18 protein-coding genes are annotated in these 22,165 nt (G+C 46.8%); 14 read left to right on the forward strand and 4 right to left on the reverse strand.

The features are described 5' to 3' along the window. Window positions 1-198 precede the first annotated feature (198 nt). The 5 genes from WH43_RS04860 (at window position 199) to WH43_RS04880 (ending at window position 6,340) form a co-directional block, all read left to right on the forward strand. Window positions 199-2,217, forward strand: a complete 2,019-nt coding sequence (locus WH43_RS04860) for an NADPH-dependent 2,4-dienoyl-CoA reductase (RefSeq protein ID WP_053423521.1) — start codon at window positions 199-201, stop codon at window positions 2,215-2,217. Window positions 2,218-2,592: 375 nt separating this feature from the next. After that, window positions 2,593-3,843: a glucose-1-phosphate adenylyltransferase gene (gene glgC / locus WH43_RS04865; protein WP_260394370.1), complete on the forward strand. Its 1,251-nt coding sequence runs from the start codon at window positions 2,593-2,595 to the stop codon at window positions 3,841-3,843. Window positions 3,844-3,897: 54 nt separating this feature from the next. Beyond that, entirely contained in the window at window positions 3,898-5,301 is a 1,404-nt protein-coding gene (locus tag WH43_RS04870; protein ID WP_053423523.1) for a glycogen synthase, read from the forward strand. Window positions 5,302-5,423: 122 nt separating this feature from the next. Next, entirely contained in the window at window positions 5,424-5,984 is a 561-nt protein-coding gene (locus tag WH43_RS04875) for an NAD(P)H nitroreductase (protein ID WP_053423524.1), read from the forward strand. A gap of 50 nt (window positions 5,985-6,034) precedes the next feature. Then, window positions 6,035-6,340 carry a hypothetical protein gene (locus WH43_RS04880; protein ID WP_053423525.1) on the forward strand — a complete coding sequence of 102 codons (306 nt, stop codon included), beginning with the start codon at window positions 6,035-6,037 and terminating at the stop codon, window positions 6,338-6,340. A gap of 70 nt (window positions 6,341-6,410) precedes the next feature. Here the strand turns inward: WH43_RS04880 and asnS are convergent, their stop codons facing one another. Both asnS and bioA read right to left on the reverse strand, forming a co-directional pair. Further along, the gene (asnS, locus tag WH43_RS04885; RefSeq protein ID WP_053423526.1) at window positions 6,411-7,811 is read right to left on the reverse strand and encodes an asparagine--tRNA ligase; all 1,401 of its coding nucleotides are present in this window, start codon (window positions 7,809-7,811) and stop codon (window positions 6,411-6,413) included. A 523-nt stretch (window positions 7,812-8,334) separates the two neighbouring features. Beyond that, window positions 8,335-9,642: an adenosylmethionine--8-amino-7-oxononanoate transaminase gene (gene bioA / locus WH43_RS04895; protein WP_053423528.1), complete on the reverse strand. Its 1,308-nt coding sequence runs from the start codon at window positions 9,640-9,642 to the stop codon at window positions 8,335-8,337. 119 nt (window positions 9,643-9,761) lie between these two features. On the opposite strand from bioA, the gene bioB reads away from it, so the two are divergent. From bioB to htpX, 5 genes are all read left to right on the forward strand, one after another. Next, the gene (bioB, locus tag WH43_RS04900; RefSeq protein WP_152342785.1) at window positions 9,762-10,808 is read left to right on the forward strand and encodes a biotin synthase BioB; all 1,047 of its coding nucleotides are present in this window, start codon (window positions 9,762-9,764) and stop codon (window positions 10,806-10,808) included. Window positions 10,809-10,816: 8 nt separating this feature from the next. Continuing rightward, window positions 10,817-11,968, forward strand: coding sequence for an aminotransferase class I/II-fold pyridoxal phosphate-dependent enzyme (locus WH43_RS04905; protein ID WP_053423530.1), 1,152 nt, complete (start codon window positions 10,817-10,819; stop codon window positions 11,966-11,968). Next, window positions 11,965-12,747, forward strand: a complete 783-nt coding sequence (bioC, locus tag WH43_RS04910) for a malonyl-ACP O-methyltransferase BioC (RefSeq protein ID WP_053423531.1) — start codon at window positions 11,965-11,967, stop codon at window positions 12,745-12,747. The genes WH43_RS04905 and bioC overlap by 4 nt, the downstream gene beginning before the upstream one ends. Window positions 12,748-12,762: 15 nt before the next feature. Next, entirely contained in the window at window positions 12,763-13,434 is a 672-nt protein-coding gene (bioD, locus tag WH43_RS04915) for a dethiobiotin synthase (RefSeq protein ID WP_053423532.1), read from the forward strand. Between the two features lie 119 nt (window positions 13,435-13,553). Further along, a complete protein-coding gene (gene htpX / locus WH43_RS04920) occupies window positions 13,554-14,420 on the forward strand; it encodes a protease HtpX (RefSeq protein WP_053423533.1) in 867 nt (288 codons plus the stop codon). A gap of 65 nt (window positions 14,421-14,485) precedes the next feature. On the opposite strand, the gene WH43_RS04925 is transcribed toward htpX, so the two are convergent. Then, on the reverse strand, window positions 14,486-15,169 hold the full coding sequence (locus WH43_RS04925) for a GGDEF domain-containing protein (RefSeq protein WP_147904201.1): 684 nt from the start codon (window positions 15,167-15,169) through the stop codon (window positions 14,486-14,488). Between the two features lie 445 nt (window positions 15,170-15,614). On the opposite strand from WH43_RS04925, the gene WH43_RS04930 reads away from it, so the two are divergent. The 3 genes from WH43_RS04930 (at window position 15,615) to WH43_RS04940 (ending at window position 18,777) form a co-directional block, all read left to right on the forward strand. Then, window positions 15,615-15,848, forward strand: a complete 234-nt coding sequence (locus WH43_RS04930) for a TIGR02647 family protein (RefSeq protein ID WP_053423535.1) — start codon at window positions 15,615-15,617, stop codon at window positions 15,846-15,848. Between the two features lie 504 nt (window positions 15,849-16,352). Further along, a complete protein-coding gene (locus WH43_RS04935; protein WP_053423536.1) occupies window positions 16,353-17,702 on the forward strand; it encodes a class II 3-deoxy-7-phosphoheptulonate synthase in 1,350 nt (449 codons plus the stop codon). Continuing rightward, entirely contained in the window at window positions 17,686-18,777 is a 1,092-nt protein-coding gene (locus WH43_RS04940) for a 2-dehydropantoate 2-reductase (RefSeq protein ID WP_053423537.1), read from the forward strand. Before WH43_RS04935 ends, WH43_RS04940 begins: the two co-directional genes overlap by 17 nt. On the opposite strand, the gene ppsR is transcribed toward WH43_RS04940, so the two are convergent. After that, window positions 18,774-19,583, reverse strand: coding sequence for a posphoenolpyruvate synthetase regulatory kinase/phosphorylase PpsR (gene ppsR / locus WH43_RS04945; protein ID WP_053423538.1), 810 nt, complete (start codon window positions 19,581-19,583; stop codon window positions 18,774-18,776). The two genes, WH43_RS04940 and ppsR, sit on opposite strands and share 4 nt — an antisense overlap. Before the next feature lie 138 nt (window positions 19,584-19,721). Here ppsR and ppsA point away from each other — a divergent pair, with 138 nt between their 5' ends. After that, a complete protein-coding gene (ppsA, locus tag WH43_RS04950) occupies window positions 19,722-22,097 on the forward strand; it encodes a phosphoenolpyruvate synthase (RefSeq protein ID WP_053423539.1) in 2,376 nt (791 codons plus the stop codon). Window positions 22,098-22,165 lie beyond the last annotated feature (68 nt).

The following is a 22,165-nucleotide window of genomic DNA, read 5'->3' on the forward strand; positions in this document are numbered from 1 at the left end:
TACCTATAGTTTCGGCAAAGTAGTAGAGGTCTATGCTAACGAATTTATCCGCAAAGCTCAGGGTGGAATTTGTAAGTAAATGTTTATTTGCTTCTGTCATAGAAAGTTTCATCGGTAATTACTTTGGGTAGTTCTTGCGATAAGGCAGTAAAACGGCTACATTCTTGCTATTCAACAGGTACGACCAGAGAGATTGTTGTGGCATATCCGCATTTATTGGCCCCATTGGATTTGGGCTTCACTCAGTTAAAAAACCGCGTCATTATGGGTTCCATGCATACTGGCCTGGAGGAAGAGAAAAAAGGTTTCGATAAACTTGCTGCTTTTTATGCCGAACGGGCTAAAGGCGGAGTAGGTTTAATTATCACTGGCGGTATTAGTCCCAACTTTCGTGGCAATCTGGTGCCTTTTGGCAGCCAGCTTACCTGGTGGTGGCAGGCCGGAAAACATAAAAAAGTCACTCAAGCTGTGCATCAGCATGGTGGAAAGATTTGTATTCAGCTGCTGCATGCCGGTCGCTATGGTTATCATCCATTTAGCGTGGCTCCAAGTGCTGTGCAATCGCCTATTACGCCCTTTAAACCTAAGGCGTTATCGGATAGCCAAATTCGCAGCACCATTGCCGACTTTGCACACTCTGCCAAACTGGCGAAAAGAGCAGGCTATGACGGTGTTGAAATTATGGGCTCTGAAGGTTATTTATTAAACCAGTTCCTTTGCGAGCGCACCAATCAGCGCACCGATCAATGGGGCGGTAGTTTCGAAAACCGTTGCCGCTTTGTCCTTGAAGTTTTAAAAGCAGTGCGTGAAGCCTGTGGTAAAGACTTCATTATTATCTACCGCTTGTCCATGCTGGACTTAGTTGAAGATGGTAATAGTTTTGATGAGGTCATTGCACTGGCCGCTTCTGCGGCCGCAGCTGGTGCCACTATGCTCAATACCGGTATCGGCTGGCACGAAGCCCGTATTCCAACCATAGGCACTATGGTACCGCGGGCCGCTTTTAGTTGGGTGACGGAGCAAGTTCGCAAACACGCCAGCATTCCTGTGATTGCCACCAACAGAATTAACGATCCAGAAGTGGCCGAACATATCCTCCAATCAGGTCAGGCCGATATGGTCTGCATGGCACGGCCATTTTTAGCTGATGCTGAATTTGTGAATAAAGCCGCAGCAAACCAGGCGCATCTGATTAATACCTGTATCGCCTGTAACCAGGCGTGTTTGGACCATGTATTTCAACAAAAGCGGGCCAGTTGTCTGGTGAATCCCCGAGCTTGTTACGAGACTGAACTGAATTTTGAAACTGCAGCGACAAAGAAAAAAATAGCTGTAGTAGGTGCAGGTCCTGCAGGTTTGGCGTTTAGTGTTTATGCAGCCTCCCGTGGTCATGATGTGACTTTGTTTGATCGCGCTGCAGAAATTGGTGGTCAGTTTAATTACGCCAAACAAATACCAGGTAAAGAAGAGTTTCATCAGACGCTGCGTTATTTTGGCGAAATGCTGAAAGTAAATAAGGTGAATGTGCAGCTGAATTCTGAGCAGACGGCAGAAAGCCTAGTCGCTGGTGGTTATGATCATGTGGTGTTATCCAGCGGCATTAAAGCCCGTCAGTTAGATATTCCAGGTTTTGATCACCCTAAAGTATTAAGTTATCTCGATGTTTTAAAGCATCACAAGAGTGTCGGAAAAACCGTGGCAGTGATCGGGGCCGGTGGTATTGGTTTTGATGTGTCTGAGTATTTGACTGAGCCACATTCGTTAACTTTACAACCCGAAGCCTGGTTAAAAGACTGGGGTATAGACAAAGGCTATCAAAGCCGCGGTGCTCTGCTGCCTGATACTCCCTCTGACCCTGCAGAACGTAAAGTATTTTTATTGCAGCGTAAAACCAGTAAGGTAGGTGCCGGGCTTGGCAAAACTACAGGCTGGATCCATCGCAGTTCATTAAAGAAAAAAGGCGTCGAGATGCTCAGTGGCGTCAGCTACCACAAGGTGGATGACGCAGGACTTTGGATTAGCATAGATGGCAAGGAGCGTTGTCTGGCGGTTGATAACGTCATCGTTTGTGCTGGGCAGGAGCCTGAGCGCAGCTTGCAGCAGCAATTGCTGGATGCAGGACTACAGGTGCACCTGATCGGTGGTGCTGATGTAGCCGCTGAGCTGGATGCAAAACGTGCCATTCGACAGGGCGCTGAACTAGCTGCCCGTTTATAGTGTGTTTCTGTCAGCTCCAATCAGACTATACACAGATTGGAGCTGACAAAATCTTCGCCGCTTTTAGTCTGATCCCGCTGCTGAAATATATTTTTCTAACTTTCACTTGCTAAGCAGACCCAATTCCCGTTATTACTCAGCTCATGATTGCATTCGTATGCATAAAGCTGCTGTTCTATTTTGGTGCAACTTTGAAGCGCTGCACCAAAAAAGAGACTTGTCATACAGACGTCATCTGCTGTTCCTAACTTAACTGTTCGTAGAAGCATTGCCGGGCTTGGGGCTGCAAGAGTTTTTCGTGCTTCTGCTGCTTGTGGTATCAGCTTTGCTTTTGTAGCAACAAAGTAAAAAAATAATAGTCAAATCGTCAGTTATATCTACAGGGAGAATTTTATGTCTGGTGTACTTACCATGATTTTAGCAGGGGGCGAAGGGACCAGGCTGGCACCTTTGACTGGAGTCAGAGCTAAACCTGCGGTGCCTTTTGGTGGCAATTACAGGATTATTGACTTTGTACTGAATAACTTCGTCAATTCAGATTTGTTGCAGATCTTTGTAATCACTCAGTTTAAATCACATTCACTGATGAAACACTTAAGCCGGGCCTGGCGGGTGACGGGCTTAACCAACAGATTCATTGACCCTATTCCAGCTCAGATGCAAACGGGTAAACATTGGTATCTGGGTACAGCGGACGCTGTTTATCAGAATATCCATCTGATCCATGGTCTGGATCCGGAAGAGGTGTGTGTGTTCGGGGGAGATCACATCTATAAAATGGATGTACGGCAAATGCTGAACTACCATCGTCAGAACAATGCTCTGCTGACGGTGGCCGCTATCCCGGTGCATGTGTCTCAGGCTCATGAGTTTGGTGTGATAGAAGTCGACAGCACTGGCAAAATGATAGGTTTTGAAGAGAAACCTAAATCGAACGCTAAAACTATCCCTGGTCGGCCAGACTACGTATTGGCGTCGATGGGCAATTATATTTTTGATGCTAAAACCTTAGTTGAGGTGCTGAACGAAGATGCAGCACAAATTGATTCAAAGCATGATTTTGGTCATAACATTATTCCGAAGATGTACCCGCAAGGCAGCGTCTATGTCTATGACTTCTCCACTAACGTGATCCGTGGTGAGCAGGCAGAATCTAAAGGGTACTGGAGAGATGTAGGGACTTTAGATTCTTATTATGAAGCCAATATGGATTTAATTTCGGTGCAGCCGCCACTGGATTTATACAACAAATACTGGCCACTACGCAGTTACACGCCACCAATGCCACCTGCCAAGTTTGTCCATGATGAGGCCAACAGAACAGGGCAGGCGATAAGTTCCATGGTGGCTTCTGGCTGTATTGTCAGCGGCGCTATCGTGTATCAATCTATTTTGGGTTATAACACCGTAGTGCACAGCCATGCTTATATTGAAAAAAGTGTGTTGATGGGCAATAACGATATTGGTCGGGGTTGCCGTATTCGCCGTGCTATCATCGATAAAGATGTGAAAATTGCACCGAATACCATTATCGGCGAAGATCCGGTGCTCGATCGTCAGCGTTTCCATGTGTCGGCTGACGGTGTTGTAGTGATCCCCAAAGGGGCAATGGTAGGATTTGACTGATACTGCAGGCAAAAGGCCGCAGGTCGGAATGCGGCCTTGAGTGGGAAAGAATCAATGCGTGTGTTGTTTTTATGCAGTGAATTTGAAGGTGTCATTAAAACCGGTGGTTTAGCCGATGCCAGCCGTGGTTTAGCTACAGAAATGCAAAAGCTTGGGCATGAAGTCAGGGTGCTGTTGCCTCGTTATGGCAGCCTCTATGCAGTGCCTGTTGAAGAAAGCTGGAGTTCTGTTTATTTTGCTTTAGGTGGTCATGCGCAGGGCTGTGCAGTGCGACAAGTTGTGAATGCGGAAGTACCGCTTTTACTGATCGAGCACCATGATTATTTTGGCCGGCCGCGACCTTATGACGATGGTCAACAGGCCTATGCTGACAATGCGTTACGTTTTGCTTTCTTTTGCAAGGCAGCCTTGCAGTTTTGTGTTGATACGGGCTGGATACCGGATCTGATCCATGGCCATGACTGGCAGACCGGTATTGCCGCCTATTACTTAAAACAGTATTACCAGCAGGCTTTGCCCGGCACTAAAATGCTGTTTACTATTCATAACGGTGCTTATCAGCAAGCTTTATCTGCTCAGGACAGGGCACAAATAGAAGTGTACTCATCCGATTCTATAGCATGCTCCAGTATGTTGGCTTTGGGACTGGCGCACGCGGACAAGGTGAATACGGTCAGTAAAGGTTATGCCAGTGAGTTACTGTCTGAACCTGCAGCCAATGGTTTAGCGGCTTTGTATCAATCCCGGCTTGCTGATTTCTCTGGCATCTTAAATGGCTGCGACTATGAACAATGGGACCCTGCCACCGATATCTATCTGAGTACGAACTACAGTCAGAGTGAACTCGAAGGCAAACAGTCCTGTAAAGAGCGGATGAGACAAAGGTATCATCTGGAGCTAAGCACGGCGCCACTTTTTGTACTGGTTAGCCGGATCACCGAACAAAAAGGTTTTGCTTATTTACTGCCAGCACTGGAGCAGTGGCTTAGTGATGCGGATGCACAGGTACTAATGATGGGGACGGGGGATCAAGTGTACGCCGGGCGTCTGCGTGCGCTGAACGAAAAATTTCCGGGGCGCTTTGTATTTGTCGAAGGTTTTGATGAAGCCTTATCACACCAATTGGAGGCAGCGGGTGATTTTTTTCTGATGCCTTCTTTGTTTGAGCCTTGTGGCTTAAACCAGATTTATAGCCTACGTTATGGCACAGTACCGCTGGTGCGTTTAACGGGGGGCTTAAAAGACACAGTACGGGATTTGACGGACAGCGAGCCCACAGGAGTAGGTTTTGTAGAACCTACGATGCAGGCTCTGCAGGAAGCCTTGAACAGAGCTGTGACCTTGTATCAGCAAAAGACCTTGTACAAAGAAATACAGCAACGTGGTATGCAACAACGTTTCGGTTGGGCTGAGTCTGCCTTGCAGTATCAGATGTTGTACCAACAACTTAAGCCTTAAAGGGGCATCGCAGCACTAATTCGCCCAGAGCTTGAACAAACAGCAGCTGAGGGTACGAAAGCTGTTGTACGGATAAAATAAAGTTTGGTAGCCTTAAGCCAGCTAAATTAAAGGGTTTATTTATGGATGCTGTTACATTACTGACGACCCGTTATTCCTCTGCGCGTTTAACTGAACCTGCGCCAAGCGGCGAAGCTTTGGCGTTGATCAAACAAGCTGCCTTGCAGGTGCCAGATCATGGTCATCTGAGACCCTGGCGTTTTGTAGTGGTCCATGGCCGTAAGTCTCTGGAAAAGTTAGGGGATATTTTTGCTGAAGCAGCGTTGGAAGAAGACCCGTCCGTTGCTAACGAGCTGATTGAACGTGCTCGCCAGTTGCCTTTGCGTGCTCCTATGGTCATTGTCTGTATTGCTAAATGTGTAGAACACCCGAAAGTACCTTTGTCTGAGCAAATCCAGTCTGCTGCTTGTGCCGTTATGGCTATGCAACAAGCCGCTTTTGCCTTAGGTTTTGGTGGTATATGGCGTACAGGTGCCTACACTCAGTATGAATTTGTAAAACAGGCTTTCGAGCTTGGTGAAGATGACGAAATAGTGGGTTTCCTGTATCTAGGCACTTGTGCTCAGGACGTACCAGCCAGGGCACCTTTGGCTGTCGAAGAGTTTTTTAGCGATTACCAATAAAAGATTGTTTTGACACAATAGCACTGACGATAAAGGATGAAGAACGGACTATGGATCAACAGAGTGTTTTTCTGGAGCAAGTGCAACTGCAGTTTGAACAGTTGTTTCAGGCGAAAAAAAACGGTCAGAATGTGCAGGTATTAAAACATAGAGCTGAAGGTTTTTTTTATGCAGGGGAGCTGTTAGGCCTGGTGGATAAAGCGGTATTACAACAGTTGATGGAGCAAAGTTATCTGCAGGTATTTGGGGTGGCTTTATCGAAAGACTCGTCGTACAAAACTGAACGTAAACAGGCTATGGACAACGAATTTTATCAGTATTTTGAAGAGCCAGCTTTTAACAGAGTTCGTAGCTAAAGCGGATTCTTACTATCTATGTTAGTAAAAAGGCCTCTTTTGAGGCCTTTTTACTTTGCTAAGTCAGAACTTAGAAATCAGCATTTCCAGGTGTACGAGGGAAGGCAATGACGTCACGCACGTTGCCCACACCAGTCACATAAGACACCAGACGCTCAAAACCTAAACCAAAACCAGCATGAGGTACTGTGCCGTAACGGCGCAGGTCGCGATACCAGCTGTAGTCTTCTTTATTCAGACCCATCTGATCCATACGCGCATCCAACTGCTCTAAACGCTCTTCACGTTGACTACCACCGATAATTTCACCAATACCAGGCGCCAGAATATCCATAGCGGCCACAGTTTTACCATCTTCATTCATCCGCATGTAAAAGGCTTTGATGTCTTTTGGATAGTTTTGCAGAATGACAGGAGCACCAACATGCACTTCAGCTAAGTAACGCTCGTGTTCAGACTGTAAATCCACACCCCATTCCACTGGGTAATCAAACTTCTTGCCGCAGTTTTTCAGAATTTCAACCGCGTCTGTGTAATCCATACGAACAAAAGTGGAGTCGATCATGTTCTGCAGACGACTGACCGCGTTTTCATCCACACGCTCAGCAAAAAACGCCATATCATCAGCACGTTCTGCGAGGACAGCTTTAAATACAAACTTCAGCATGTCTTCCGCTAGCTGCGCTACGTCTTTTAATTCGGCGTAAGCTACTTCTGGTTCAATCATCCAGAATTCGGCTAAGTGACGGGTGGTGTTTGAGTTTTCAGCGCGGAAAGTCGGGCCAAAGGTATAGACCTTCGACAAAGCACAGGCATAAGTTTCAACGTTCAGTTGGCCTGATACCGTCAGGAAAGTTTCTTTGCCGAAAAAGTCCTGTTTGTAATCAATAGCGCCTTTGTCGTCACGTGGCAGATTTTCCAGATCCAGCGTACTGACACGGAACATCTCGCCAGCGCCTTCAGCATCAGCACCTGTAATAATAGGCGTGCTGATCCAGTAGAAACCACGTTCGTGGAAAAAACGGTGAATAGCCTGAGCTAAACAGTGACGCACACGGGTGATAGCACCAACCATATTAGTACGGGCGCGTAAATGCGCTTGCTCACGCAGGTACTCCATGCTGTGGCGTTTTGGTGCCATAGGGTAGGTGTCCGGGTTTTCTACCCAGCCAACCACTTCAACAGAGGAGGCTTGGATTTCAAACGCTTGACCCTGACCTTCTGACTTAGCAATAGTACCAGTCACAATGACAGAGCAAGCCGTCGTCAGACGTTTAATTTCGTTTTCATAATTATTCAAATCAGCCGGAGCAACGGCCTGAACTGCATCAAAGCAGCTGCCGTCGTGCACGGCTAAAAATGAAATCCCGGCTTTGGAATCACGCTTAGTGCGGATCCACCCTTTTACTGTGACTGTATCGCCAACCTGATACTGGCCAGACAGCACATCTTTGATTACTGCATGCGTCATGCAACCTGCTCCAACTTACTAATAGACTTTAAAAATAAGAAAGATGACATCATACTGAGGCGAAGAATGAACACAAGTAAAAGTTGTAGGAAAACTACATATGGAAAGCCCTGCTATATCAGAAAACACACAAAGAAGGCGCAGTGATCGCCGTAAAGGCTCAGATTGGCTCATGCGTTTGCTTGCTGCACTAAACCTTAGTTGCTGGGGACTGTTGTTGCTGGTGCTTAATCTAGCTCATTTCGCTAAACCTGAATTTAACAGTGGCCTTGTGCAGTACTGGGGTTTGGCCGTTGATACGAGCTGGGATGCTGAACAGGTAAAGCGGCTGCAACTTATGCTGTACTGCTGTCTGGGTTTTACTTTGCTAACCTTGCTGATCCACCAATTCAGGAATAGAAGACGAAGTGACGGCAAAAGACTTAATTTGCTTTTTGTCGCTTTAGCCTGCTCAGTGGCACTTTATATTTTTTCTACCTTGTAGTGGAGTCTGAAAGACTGACGATCCGTACCTTCTGAATGTTCAGGCGCCTGGCAGCGCCTGAACCCTTGTTGTCGGCGTATCAAGACAAGCTAAGCATAAAGCCGAGGTTAATTTGGAAAGCTGCGCTTTACCAATGACGTAAGGTGGCATGATATAGAGCAGTTTGCCAAAAGGCCGGATCCAGACTCCCTGTTCAACAAAAGCTTTTTGCATAGCAGCCACATCGACATTCTGTTTCATCTCTACCACCCCTATAGCACCCAATACCCGCACATCAGCGACATAAGGTGAACTACGGCAAGGCTCAAGCTCGTTTTTTAATTGCAGCTCTATAGCCGCAACCTGAGCAGGCCATTGGTTCTGCTGCACCAACTGTAAGCTTTTAAGCGCTACGGCACAGGCCAGTGGATTGGCCATATAAGTTGGGCCATGCATTAATGCAGGCACAGCGCCCTTGGCTATGCCGTCAGCGACTTTATCGTTGCACAAGGTCGCAGCAAGCGTTAGATAGCCGCCTGTTAAAGCTTTACCCAGACAAATAATATCCGGGCTTATGTCTGCATGCTGACAAGCAAAGAGTTTTCCGGTACGACCAAATCCTGTGGCTATTTCATCGGCTATCAACAGCACCTGATACTGATCACAAAGTTTACGCGCCAGTTTTAAATACTCCGGATGATAAAACCGCATCCCGCCAGCGCCTTGCAGTACGGGTTCCAGAATAAAAGCCGCTAAGTGCTGGTGATGCTCTGCAAACAAAGCCGTCAAAGCCAACTCATCTTCAGCCAGAAAATCGCCGTCAAACTGGCTTTGTGGCGCTGGAGCGAATAGCTGCGGGATGATCTGATGTTTAAACATCGAATGCATACCATCCACAGGATCGCAGACCGACATAGCAGCAAAGGTATCGCCATGATAGCCCTTTTGAATGGTGAGTAACCGGCTTTTCTCCGGTTGGCCTAAACCTAACCAGTACTGCAACGCCATTTTAATGGCCACTTCGACTGATATAGAGCCGCTGTCAGCAAAAAAGACTTTGGTTAAACCTTGAGGCACCATCTGCAGTAATAACTTCGCCAAATCGACAGCAGGCTGATGGGTGATACCGCCAAACATCACATGGCTCATTTTTTGACTCTGTGCAAGCAACGCCTTATTCAACTCCGGATGATTGTAGCCATAAATAGCAGCCCACCAGGACGAAGTACCATCGACCAAAGCGCGACCATCTTCGAGCATCAACTCGCAGCCATGGGCGCTGACCACGGGATAGACTGGCAGAGGTTTACTTAAGGAAGTGTAGGGATGCCAGATATGCTGGCGATCAAACTCACGATCGATGCTCATAAAATAACCTGCAGTAAACTTTGCGAACTGGTTGGCGTTGACATGGCGTCAAGGGCCGATAGACTAACGGAAAATTTAAAAGACCACAATTTGTCTGGCTCTTGTCTTCGGGGAATTTTATGTCTGCAGTTTTACCACTTCGTCACAACTGGACTCTGGCTGAAGTAAATGCCTTATTTGCTTTACCTTTTAATGACTTGGTTTTTCAGGCCCAAACGGTGCACCGTCAATTTTTTAAACCCAATGAAGTGCAGATCAGCACTTTATTGTCGATTAAAACCGGTGCTTGTGCTGAAGACTGTAAATATTGCCCACAAAGCGGCCATTACAATACTGGTCTTGAACGCGAACGTTTGCTGGAAGTGGAGAAAGTCTTAACTCAGGCCAAAGCAGCCAAAGACAAAGGTGCCAGCCGTTTTTGTATGGGCGCGGCCTGGAGCAATCCAAAGCAGCGGGATATGCCGTTTCTGATGGAAATGGTCAAAGGCGTCAAAGAAATGGGTTTAGAAACCTGTATGACGCTGGGCAAACTCGATGCGGGTCAGGCGCAGGAGTTAAAACAGGCCGGTTTAGATTACTACAACCATAACCTGGATACCTCGCCTGAGTTTTACGGTGAAATTATCACCACCCGTACTTATCAGGACAGATTAGACACCCTGCAGCATGTGCGTGATGCCGGTATGAAAGTTTGTTGTGGTGGCATAGTGGGTATGGGCGAGTCGGCGAACGATCGTTCCGCACTTCTAATGCAGCTGGCGAATTTGCCTGAGCACCCACAAAGTGTGCCTATTAATATGCTGGTAAAAGTGCAGGGCACACCGATGGAAAATGTCGAAGACTTAGATGGTTTCGAATTTATCCGTACTATAGCGGTCGCTCGCATTATGATGCCACAAAGCCATGTACGTTTATCTGCAGGTCGTTCGCGCATGAACGAGCAAATGCAGGCGCTGTGTTTCCTGTCAGGTGCGAACTCAATCTTTTATGGCGATAAGTTGCTGACCACAGAAAACCCGGAAGCAGATGCGGATATGTTGTTGTTCGCCAAACTCGGTATCAATCCAGAGCAGCGCCATGATGTATCAGACGAAGCTCATGAGGCGGCGTTAGCCGATGCCATTAAAGAGCAAAATACACCTTCACTGTTCCACAGCGCGGTGTAAGTGTAGTGATGGACAGGTTACAGCGCTTTGCGCAGCAGATTGCCGATCGCAAAGCAGCTGGCTTGTATCGGCAGCATCCGGCTATTGATTCCTATCAGGGCCGTTTGCTGCATAATAAGCAGGGCGCTTATCTGAATTTTTCCGGTAATGACTATCTGGGGTTAGCCACTGAGCCGCAGCTTATAAAAGCTCTGGCAGAGGGCGCTGAACGATTTGGCGTTGGTAGTTCAGGTTCACCTTTGGTGACCGGGTTTCATTATGCTCACCGGGCTTTGTCTGATGCACTGTGTGACTGGCTGGGCGTGGACGATGTCTTGTTGTTTTCCTCAGGTTTTGCCGCCAATCAGGTGATGCTGCAGCATTTAGCCGATAAAACCGATCATCTGCTGTTAGATAAACTCTGTCATGCCTCTTTGATTGATGCAGCGCTTAACTGCGATGCCCTCTACAAACGTTTCCCGCATCAGGATCTTTCTGCACTTGAGATGCTGTTACAACGTTATCCATCCGCTTTGGTGGTGACTGAAGGCGTATTTAGTATGGATGGTGATAGTCCGGATTTAACAGCTCTGTCTGCGCTTTGTAAAACAAATAAAGCGGATTTGCTGCTGGACGATGCTCATGCTCTGGGCGTACTTGGCAATGAAGGCAAAGGCAGCTGGGATGCACAAAGGCTTAAATCCAGCGATATGCTCTGTCTGATGGCAAACTTTGGTAAAGCCTTAGCAGGTCAGGGCGCGTTTTTAGCGGGTTCTGCCACAGTAATTGATTATTTACGCCAGTTCGCCCGGCATTATATTTACAGCACTGCGTTATCACCTGCGTTGTGCTGGGCAATGAAAAGCTCCGTTGAGCTCAGCCGCAGCCAAGAGTGGCGCCGAGACAAACTGAACGACAATATTGGGCTTTTTAAAACTCTGGCCGTTGGTGCTGGCTTGACTTTATTGCCATCCAACACCGCCATTCAACCACTGATTATTGGTGATGCCGACAAAGCCATGTTGATCAGCGCCTCACTGAAAAAACAAGGCATTTGGTTAAGTGCCATACGGCCCCCTACAGTGCCACAAGGTAGTGCAAGGTTACGCATTACTTTATCAGCCATGCATCAGAGTGAGGACATTCACTTTTTAGTACAACAACTGGAGCCATTGCTATGAATGCTTTGGCATTGACAGAGGATATTGCCCGGCATTTTGGTCGAGCCCGTGAAAGTTACGAGCAGGCGGCCAGACTGCAACGTTTAGTCGCTGCTAAAGCTTTGAGTTTATTAACACCAACAGCTGGATTGTTACTGGATTTAGGTTCTGGCCCAGGTTGGTTTCATCCAAAGCTAAAACAGCATTGTTCTGAACTTATAGCCTTGGATCTAAGCCACGACATGCTGCAAAAAACCAGGGCAGCACGACAAGCAGCATTGGTCGTTCAGGCGGATGCTCAGTCCTTGCCTGTCGCGAGTGAAAGCATAGACAAGGTGTTTTCCAGCCTGATGCTGCAATGGTGCGAACGGCCGGGACTTGTGCTGCAGGAAATCAATAGGGTGCTAAAGCCAGGTGGCTCCGCAGTGATCAGTACTTTGCTCGAAGGCACCTTGCAGGAATTTAAGCAGGCATGGGCGCAGGTGGATCAACATCAGCATATCAATCAGTTTTTGCCTTTGGGTTTTTATCAGCAGCTAGAGCGTCAGTATCCGCGCTTAGGTTTGCAGTTACAGACTGAAACTGTGCAGTTGGAGTATCCGGATGTACTGGCGTTGGCACGGGAACTAAAAGATTTAGGTGCCAATACAGTGACCCAGGGCCGCAATAAAGCCTTAACCGGTAAACAACGCTGGCAAAAAGTGCAGCAGGCTTATCCTTCCCGTTGCATTGATGGTCAAATCAGCGCCAGTTATCAGGTGTTGTACCTGACTCTGACCAAGCAGAACTCTGAGTTATAACAGAAGAATAAACATATGCAGACGATTTTTATTACAGGCACAGACACAGATGCCGGCAAAACCTATGTGGCAGTGGCCTTATTGCAAGGTTTAAAAGCTTTGGGGTATCGCACTGTGGCGCAAAAACCAGTGGCTGCCGGAGTCAATGGCGCGGGTTTTAATACCGATGCTTTGCAATTGCAGCAGCACGCGACAGAGCAACTGAGTTATGAGATAGTGAATCCCTATTGTCTGACCGATGCGGTGGCCCCGCATTTAGCTGCTGCAAAAGCCGGGCTTAGTATCGAGCCTGCTGTTTTGACTAAAGAGTTACAAAAGCTCCAGGCTGTGGATGCTGATATAGCATTAGTGGAAGGTGCTGGTGGCTGGTTATTACCACTGGATGATCACAGCACTATGGCTGATTGGGTAGCAGAGCAGCAATTACCAGTGTTATTGGTGGTGGGCATGAAACTGGGCTGCTTAAACCATGCCTTACTGACGGTACGGGAAATTGAGCGCTCTGGCCTGAAGCTTGTTGGCTGGGTGGCTAATTGTATTGATCCGGATATGGCGTATCAGCAAGAAAATATCCTTTATTTACAGCAATCGCTAATGGCTCCATGTCTGGGCGTTTTGCCCTATCAGTCAGAACCACAGCTCAATACTTCTCTGGCCAGCGCTTTTATCAAGCAGCTGCGAAACTGACGTGTCCTGTCGCATCAGCAACTCCATTCATCTTTATTTACAATTGCTTGTCGCACTTTGATTGAAAAACCGCTTCTAAGCCATATAGTACAAGCAGTAGCTTAATAAACGAGGTATCTATGAAGCGAATTATACTGTTCCTTGCCACAAACCTGGCGGTGATGTTGGTGTTAAGTATTGTACTTAGCATCGTTTTTAAAGTGCTGGGCATTGATAGCCGAAGCATTGGCGGCTTGTTGGTGTTTGCAGCAGTATTTGGTTTTGGTGGCTCGTTCATTTCATTGTTTATGTCGAAGTGGATGGCGAAACGCTCGACCGGTGCTGTGGTGATCACTCAACCTCGTAATGCCACAGAACAATGGTTGTTTGACACAGTGCGTCGTCAGGCTCAGCAAGCAGGCATAGCGATGCCGGAAGTGGCCATTTATGATTCGCCTGAAATGAATGCTTTTGCGACTGGTCCAAGTCGAAACAATGCTCTGGTGGCCGTCAGCACAGGCCTGATGCGTAATATGCGTGAAGAAGAAGTCGAAGCCGTATTGGCCCATGAGGTCTCACACGTCGCCAATGGTGATATGGTGACTCTGACGCTTATTCAGGGGGTGGTGAACACTTTCGTGATTTTCTTTGCCCGACTTATAGCTGGTGCTATTAGCGGTAATCGTAACGATGAAGGCGGCGGTGGTAACGGTTTTGCTTATATGATCACTGTGTTTGTATTAGAAATGGCCTTTGGTGTGCTGGCCAGCATCATAGTGATGTGGTTCTCACGTAAGCGAGAATATAGCGCTGATGCCGGTGCTGCAAAGTTAGTGGGGGCCAATAAAATGATTGCGGCGTTGGAGCGTCTGCGCAATAACCATGAAAGTCAGCTCGAAGGCTCAATGATGGCTTTTGGTATCGCCAGTAAGCCTGCGACTTCAGAGCTGTTTTTAAGTCATCCACCGCTAGAAAAACGTATTGCTGCGTTACGTGGTGGTTTTTAAATTGGTCAGATAAAGTTCACAAAGAAAAAGGGACTTCGGTTCCTTTTTCTTTTCAGTTGACCCGCTTAGCACATCACGACCTGATTACGTCCTGCGGCCTTGGCTTGATACAGGGCTTCATCCGCCGCCTGAATTAAATTAAAAGCCGTAGAACCATGCTCGGGATAAATAGAGATGCCGGCAGATAAAGTGATGTTCACCGCCTGATGTTTGGCAAAAACTTGAGCTTGTTCTACATGAACACGCCAGTTTTCGGCCAAATGCTGGGCCTGGCTTGCATTAGTGTTCGGTAAGATCACCAAAAACTCCTCACCACCATAACGGAATAACACATCTGTTCTGCGACTTTGTCTGAGTAAATGTTTCGCGACCATTTCAATGACTTTGTCACCAGTCTGGTGACCAAACTGGTCATTAAGTTGTTTAAAGTGGTCGAGGTCGAGCATCACTACAGCCAGAGGTTTTTGATTCCGTCTGGCCAGTGCCAGCTCACGCTCCATGAATTCGTTTAAGAATCTGCGATTATAAAGATTCGTCAGCGGATCCCGAATAGATTGCTCCCGAATTCTGTTTTTCAACTGTTCTATAGTCGCCAGGCGCTGCTGCAATTGTTCATTTTGTTTTTTAAGCAGTTCTATAGCATTTTCCAGCTCACTAATATCCTGCATGACCAGCAAGCAGCTGTCTGGGTCCGAATCGCTGAATGCCGCTTGTAGTTTAAAATGCTGACAATGACCGTCGTCTGTCATCACGCACCAGACGGGCACTCTAGTGCTTGGGCTAAGCTGCTGTAACAAATCAATAAAATCGACGGGCAGGGAGTTGAGCCGCTGAGCGCTGTTGGTTGTACTTAGATTAAATAACTGTTTAAAAGCGTTGTTACTACGGAGTAATTTAGGAGGACTTTTGGCACTTATCTGCAGCAAAGCAACAGGATCAGATAAGCACTGAAACAAGTCAGTCCAAAGATGTGCTGTGTTTGCGTTTGAATATCCCTTAGCCACGATTTCTAAAGCTCTCCATAGTTTGTCTGACTATAGGAAATATCTGCTTAAAAATACAGCTGTAGCCTTATAAAAATAGGGGAGTTTTCATGTCTAAGGCTTGGAATAGTGGAAGGACCGACACTTTTTCTGGAAAATTTGTCAAATAGGGTCTAGTTTCAAGCAAAACAGTGACAAAGGAAAAGACGAGATGCCAGTAAATTCACAATTGAATGACGAAATTCGTATTTTGACTTTATTTAATTTAGACACCTCACTGGAGGGGATTAAAGCACACAAATCAGCAGACCCTGGTGCCAAAGAGGCCATAGAACGTTTATACAAAAAAGGTTTGCTCACTCAGGCTGATGGTGGCTATTTGACAGATTTAGGGCGAAATTGTGCTGAACATCTGCAGAGTGCACTGCGTATTCTTAGTTCCTGAGCAGAACTTAGTGCTTAGATATCTGGCGGAGCTGTGCATGTATTTTCGGCTCCAAAACCTTCTACTTCAGTAGATGGGTTTTTTGATGTGCGCACCCTAAGTCAGGGTGCTAAGGCATGCGCTAAGGGGGAGTCAAGCTTGGTAAATGCTCTATCAGTAAATGACTTTCCGACCTAAATAACACAAGGTCAACCTGACCGACAGAGGTTAACTTAAAATCAACTGATGCAGCTGTGGTTCCAACTGCTGCAAAGCCTGAACTTCTGACATAAAAACTCCAATGAGAATAGTGTTTTCAGCCTATAAAGCATGCTAAAAAACGCTTGATATTTTCAGATGTGTAGCCATCTGGGTGTTTTTAATGATAAATGTCGTGCTATTTACAAAATTCAGCGCAATATACTCATTTAAGCATTGAATTTAGCCGCCAATAAATTTACTTTGTCTGCGGATAAATAACCTAGTGACATTAACTATCAATTCAGAACTATAGGACTACTTAAAGTGACGACCTGGACGCCTCAAAGTTGGCGAGCTTTTCCAATCCAACAACAACCTCATTACGATGATCAGGCTTTACTCAGCAGTGTTGAGCAGCAATTGCACAAATATCCGCCTTTGGTGTTTGCGCAAGAGACTCGTGATCTCTTTAGTCAGCTTGGGCAAGTGGCTGAAGGCAAAGCATTTTTGCTGCAAGGCGGAGATTGTGCGGAGAGCTTTAGTGACTTTAATGCACCAAAAATTCGTGACACTTTTAAAGTATTGCTGCAAATGGCTGTGGTTCTCACTTTTGCCGGCGGCTGTCCTGTAGTCAAAGTGGCTCGCATGGCAGGCCAATACGCCAAGCCTCGCTCCAGTGATTTGGAAACCATAGCTGGTGTATCTCACCCAAGCTACCGTGGTGACATAGTTAACAGCTTTGAATTTACAGCAGAAGCGCGCAAGCCAGATCCTAATAGGTTGATGACGGCTTATCATCATTCCGCTGCCACGTTAAATTTGCTACGGGCTTTTGCCCAAGGTGGATTAGCCGACCTGCATCAGGTCAGCCGCTGGAATCTGGGTTTTGTTGATGCTAACCCACTGAAAGGTCGCTATCAGGACGTGGCTCAGCGTATTCAGGAAGCACTGCGTTTTATGGAAATTTGCGGTATTACGGCGGAAAACTCGCCGTCTATTCGCGAAACATCCTTATATACCTCGCATGAAGCACTGTTGCTGAACTACGAAGAAGCCTTAACCCGCCGTGATTCCTTAACAGGGGACTGGTATGACTGCTCAGCGCATATGGTCTGGATAGGTGAGCGCACCCGACAGCTTGATCATGCCCATATTGAATTCTTCCGTGGTATCAAAAACCCTGTGGGTGTGAAAGTAGGCCCTGGTATGGATGAAGTGGATTTATTGCGCCTGATTGATGCGCTGAATCCGGACAACACTCCAGGCCGACTGACCTTAATCACCCGAATGGGCGCGGATAAACTGGCAGAAAAACTGCCAGCTCTGGTGCGTCGTGTTGAGCGTGAGGGGCGCAAAGTGGTCTGGAGTTCAGACCCTATGCATGGCAACACAGTCAAAGCCAGCAACGATTATAAAACCCGTGACTTTGAAGCTATCTTGCGTGAAATCCGTTATTTCTTTGCTGTGCATCAGGCTGAGGGCACTCATGCCGGTGGTATTCACCTGGAAATGACAGGCGATAATGTCACTGAATGTACTGGTGGCGCTTATGGTTTGTCTGAAAACGATTTAAGCAAGCGTTACACTACTCAATGTGACCCTCGGTTAAATTCAGATCAGGTGCTGGAACTGGCATTCCTGATCGCAGATACCCTTCGTGCGGTCCGCAAATAAAAATCGCTCAACAGCGCTGCAGTCTGATCATTCAGGCAGTAGCGCTGCCCCTCTGCGAGTAGCTGTCGTAGGCGCAGGTGCTATCGGTTGTTACCTCGGTACCGTACTCGCACAATCTCCTGAATGTGAAGTGATATTTATCGGGCGCGAACGCATGGCGCTCGAAGCCGCAGCTTATGGTTTAACAGCCCAGGATTTAAACGGAGCTTGCCATCGGCTCCGCTCTCCAGCTGTTTACACCGAGTTTGAAACGCTTCGTACCGCACAGCTGGTGCTGGTCACGGTAAAGGCGTTGGATTTGCAGATTTTATTACCTCAACTAGCTCACTATCTGTCTGCAGATGCTTTGGTCGTGGCGATGCAAAATGGTGTAGCTATCGCACCTCTGTATCAACAGCTCTTATCTCAACCCGTATTTAGGGCCATAGTCCCTTTTAATGTGGTGAAAATCAGTCCGGGTTTTTATGCCAGGACCACGGGCTCAGAGATGATCTGGCAGCGAAGTGACGATGCACGTATTCACGCTGTACTGAAGCAGTTAGACCAGCACGGTATTAAGTCAAAACAGCTGGAGAATGTCAAAGCGGCTGAATTTGGTAAGTTAATGTTGAATCTGAATAATGCCATTAACGCATTGTCAGACTTACCTTTGCAGCAACAGCTGTTACAACGCCCTTATCGGTTAGTGCTGGCTGCAGCGATAGATGAGTTGCTGAGGATATGCAGGTGTTTGAACATTCAAAGTTTTTCCTATACCTCTGTCCCCAACAGCTATATTCCTTTTTTATTGCGAACCCCCAATTGGTTATTCAAACGTCTGGCAAAAAAGATGCTGGCTATATCGCCAGAAGCGCGCTCTTCAATGTGGGATGATATTCAGGCAGGCAAAGCGACTGAAATCGACTTTTTAAATGGCGCAGTGGTGACTCTGGCAGAGCAGTTGAAACTTGACGCACCTGTAAACCGACTCTTGGTGCAGCTGGTCAAACGTAAAGAGCAAGGTGAGCCTATCCGGCTGTGCCTCCTACATGCTAAACAGTTGCTGCAAGAGGCCAGCGCTGTTCAACCCTCTTAATATTTTTGTCGTTTTAAACCGGTTTGCGCCAAAATTTTTGCCGATATCTCTTCAATGGATAAATGAGTTGAGTTTAAAAACGGAATTTTTTCCTTTTGATACAAAGCTTCAACTTCATCCAATTCCAGTTTGCATTGCCGCAGTGACGCATATTTACTGCCAGGGCGGCGCTGCTCACGAATTTTACTCAAACGTTCTGGCGTAATGGTCAGGCCAAACAGCTTGGCTTTTTGCTTCTTCAGCTCATCCGGTAGCCGCAGCATATCCATGTCTTCCTGCACAAAGGGGTAGTTGGCTGCTTTAATTCCATACTGCAATGCCAGATATAAGCTCGTTGGCGTTTTGCCTGAGCGACTGACACCCACCAAAATAATATCGGCTTTCGCATATTCCTTTAAGTTCACACCATCGTCATTGGCCAGCGCATAGTTCACCGCGTCAATACGGAAATCATAGGTTTTTTCATGAATGCTATGAGTGCGATGAGTTTTGGGCATTGCCGCTATGCCTAATTCTTTTTGCATCGGCTCAATAAAGGCATTTAAAAAGTCGTAACAGACACCATCGCTGCTGTTAATGATCTGCCTTAGTTCCTCGTCAACAAAGGTCTGAAAAATTAAAGGGCGAATTCCAGTTGTTTTATAACGATCGTTTATTCGTTGTTTTGCTTGTAAGGCGATCTCTTTATTTTCAACAAAAGGGATAGTGATATGGTCGAACTCTGCCGGAAACAGTGACAATAGAGCGTGTCCGAATACTTCGGATGTAATGCCTGTGCCATCAGAGATATAAAAGGCTGTTCTCACAATTTACTCCATTTTGTCGTTATAAAATTACATAAAAATTAAGGTTTTATTTAGCTTTCGCGCCAGTGTAGAATTAGCATGCTTGTGTGGCTGGCCATGTAAGCTTACATAACCTGCAACAAAAATTGGAGACTCATTGTGCAAGAATTCGTTGTTTGGTACCAGGACCTGGGCATGCACGACGTTCCTCGCGTTGGTGGTAAAAATGCTTCATTGGGTGAAATGATCAGTAACCTGGCAAATGCAGGGGTACAAGTTCCTGGCGGTTTTGCCACCACAGCTTATGCCTTTAATCAATTTCTTGAACAGAGTGGTCTTAACGAGCGTATTTATCAAGTGTTGGATGGTCTCAACGTTGATGACGTAAACGCCTTGGCCAAAGCTGGTGCGCAAATTCGCCAATGGGTGATTGATACACCATTTCAAACCGAATTCGAACACGCTATTCAAACATCCTATCAACAGCTGCAACAAGGTTGTGCTGAAGATGTCTCCTTTGCAGTGCGTTCCTCAGCCACAGCGGAAGATATGCCTGATGCTTCGTTTGCGGGTCAGCAGGAAACTTTCTTAAACGTACGTGGTTATGCTCAGGTGATTGAAGCCATTAAGCACGTATTTGCGTCATTATTTAACGATCGTGCTATTTCGTACCGTGTGCATCAGGGTTATGACCATCGTGGTGTAGCTTTGTCTGCCGGTGTGCAGCGTATGGTGCGCTCGGATTTATCCGCCTCTGGTGTGATGTTCAGTATTGACACTGAATCAGGTTTTGAAGATGTGGTCTTTGTTACCTCATCTTACGGTTTAGGTGAAATGGTGGTGCAGGGCGCAGTCAACCCTGACGAGTTTTATGTGCACAAGCCAACGGTGATGGCTGGTCGTCCTGCAGTTGTTCGTCGTAACTTAGGCAGCAAGTTACTGCAGATGGTGTACTCCAAAGATTTAACTCATGGCAAACAGGTTGTTGTTGAAGATGTGCCTGTAGTAAATCGTCAGAAGTTTTCACTGACGGATGCTGAAGTGCAGGAATTGGCGAAACAAGCCATTATCATTGAAAAACACTACGGCCGTGCTATGGATATCGAATGGGCCAAAGATGGTCAGGACGGTAAGCTGTATATAGTTCAGGCCCGCCCTGAAACCGTACGTAGCCGCGAAGACAGCAACGAAATGGAACGCTTCCAGCTGCAAGGCACAGCACCCATAGTGGTTGAAGGTCGCGCTATTGGTCATAAAATCGGTTCAGGTAAAGCCAAAGTGCTGGCCAGTATCGCAGATATGGATCAAATCCAGCCTGGTGACGTGCTAGTCACTGACATGACAGACCCGGACTGGGAACCTATCATGAAACGCGCTTCAGCTATTGTTACTAACCGCGGTGGTCGCACTTGTCACGCTGCTATTATAGCCCGTGAACTGGGGATCCCCGCCGTAGTAGGTTGTGGTGATGCCACCAAGAAAATCAAAAATGGCCAGGATGTCACCGTATCTTGTGCTGAAGGCGACACGGGTTTTGTCTACGACGGTATTTTAGGTTTTGACGTGATGACTTCACGTGTAGATCAAATGCCAGCGCTGAAGATGAAAATCATGATGAACGTGGGCAACCCGGAACGTGCATTCTCCTTTGCCAAATTACCTCATGCAGGCATAGGGTTAGCTCGTCTGGAATTTATTATCAACCGTATGATTGGTGTGCATCCAAAGGCGCTACTGAATTTCGATGCCCAGAGTGACGAGCTTAAAGCAACCATCAGTCAGATGATGGCTGGCTACAGCTCACCTGTAGAGTTTTACGTCGGTAAGCTAACAGAGGGTATTTCTACTTTGGCTGCAGCTTTCTCGCCAGAGCGGGTAATAGTGCGGATGTCCGACTTTAAGTCAAACGAATACGCTAACCTTATTGGTGGTCAGCAGTACGAACCGCACGAAGAAAATCCGATGATAGGTTTCCGTGGCGCATCACGTTATATTTCGGCAGATTTCCGTGATTGTTTTGCGATGGAATGTGAAGCCTTAAAACGGGTTCGTAATGAAATGGGCTTTACTAATGTTGAAGTGATGATCCCATTCGTTCGCACGCTGGAAGAAGCTAAGGCAGTGATTGAACTCTTAGAAGCTCATGGCTTGAAACGCGGTGAAAATGGCTTAAAAGTGATTATGATGTGTGAATTGCCATCCAACTGCTTGCTGGCTGAAGAGTTCCTAGAGTACTTTGATGGTTTCTCCATCGGCTCCAATGACTTAACTCAGCTGACTTTAGGCCTGGACAGAGACAGTGGTTTAATAGCGCATCTGTTTGATGAACGTAACCCGGCCATTAAAAAGCTGTTGTCTATGGCGATTCAAACCGCTAAAGCTAAAGGCAAATACGTCGGTATTTGTGGTCAGGGCCCTTCAGATCATGAAGACTTTGCGGCATGGCTGATGGATCAAGGCATCGATTCTGTGTCATTAAACCCTGATACAGTATTGGAAACCTGGTTGTATCTGGCTGAGAAATACGGTCAGTAAATTAAGCTAATTGAGTAAAAATCCACCTCCATAGGAGGTGGCTTTGCTTTAGGCCCCCTAGAAGGGGG

The sequence above is a fragment of the Rheinheimera sp. KL1 genome (assembly GCF_001275035.1).
GTDB classification, from domain to species: domain Bacteria; phylum Pseudomonadota; class Gammaproteobacteria; order Enterobacterales; family Alteromonadaceae; genus Pararheinheimera; species Pararheinheimera tangshanensis.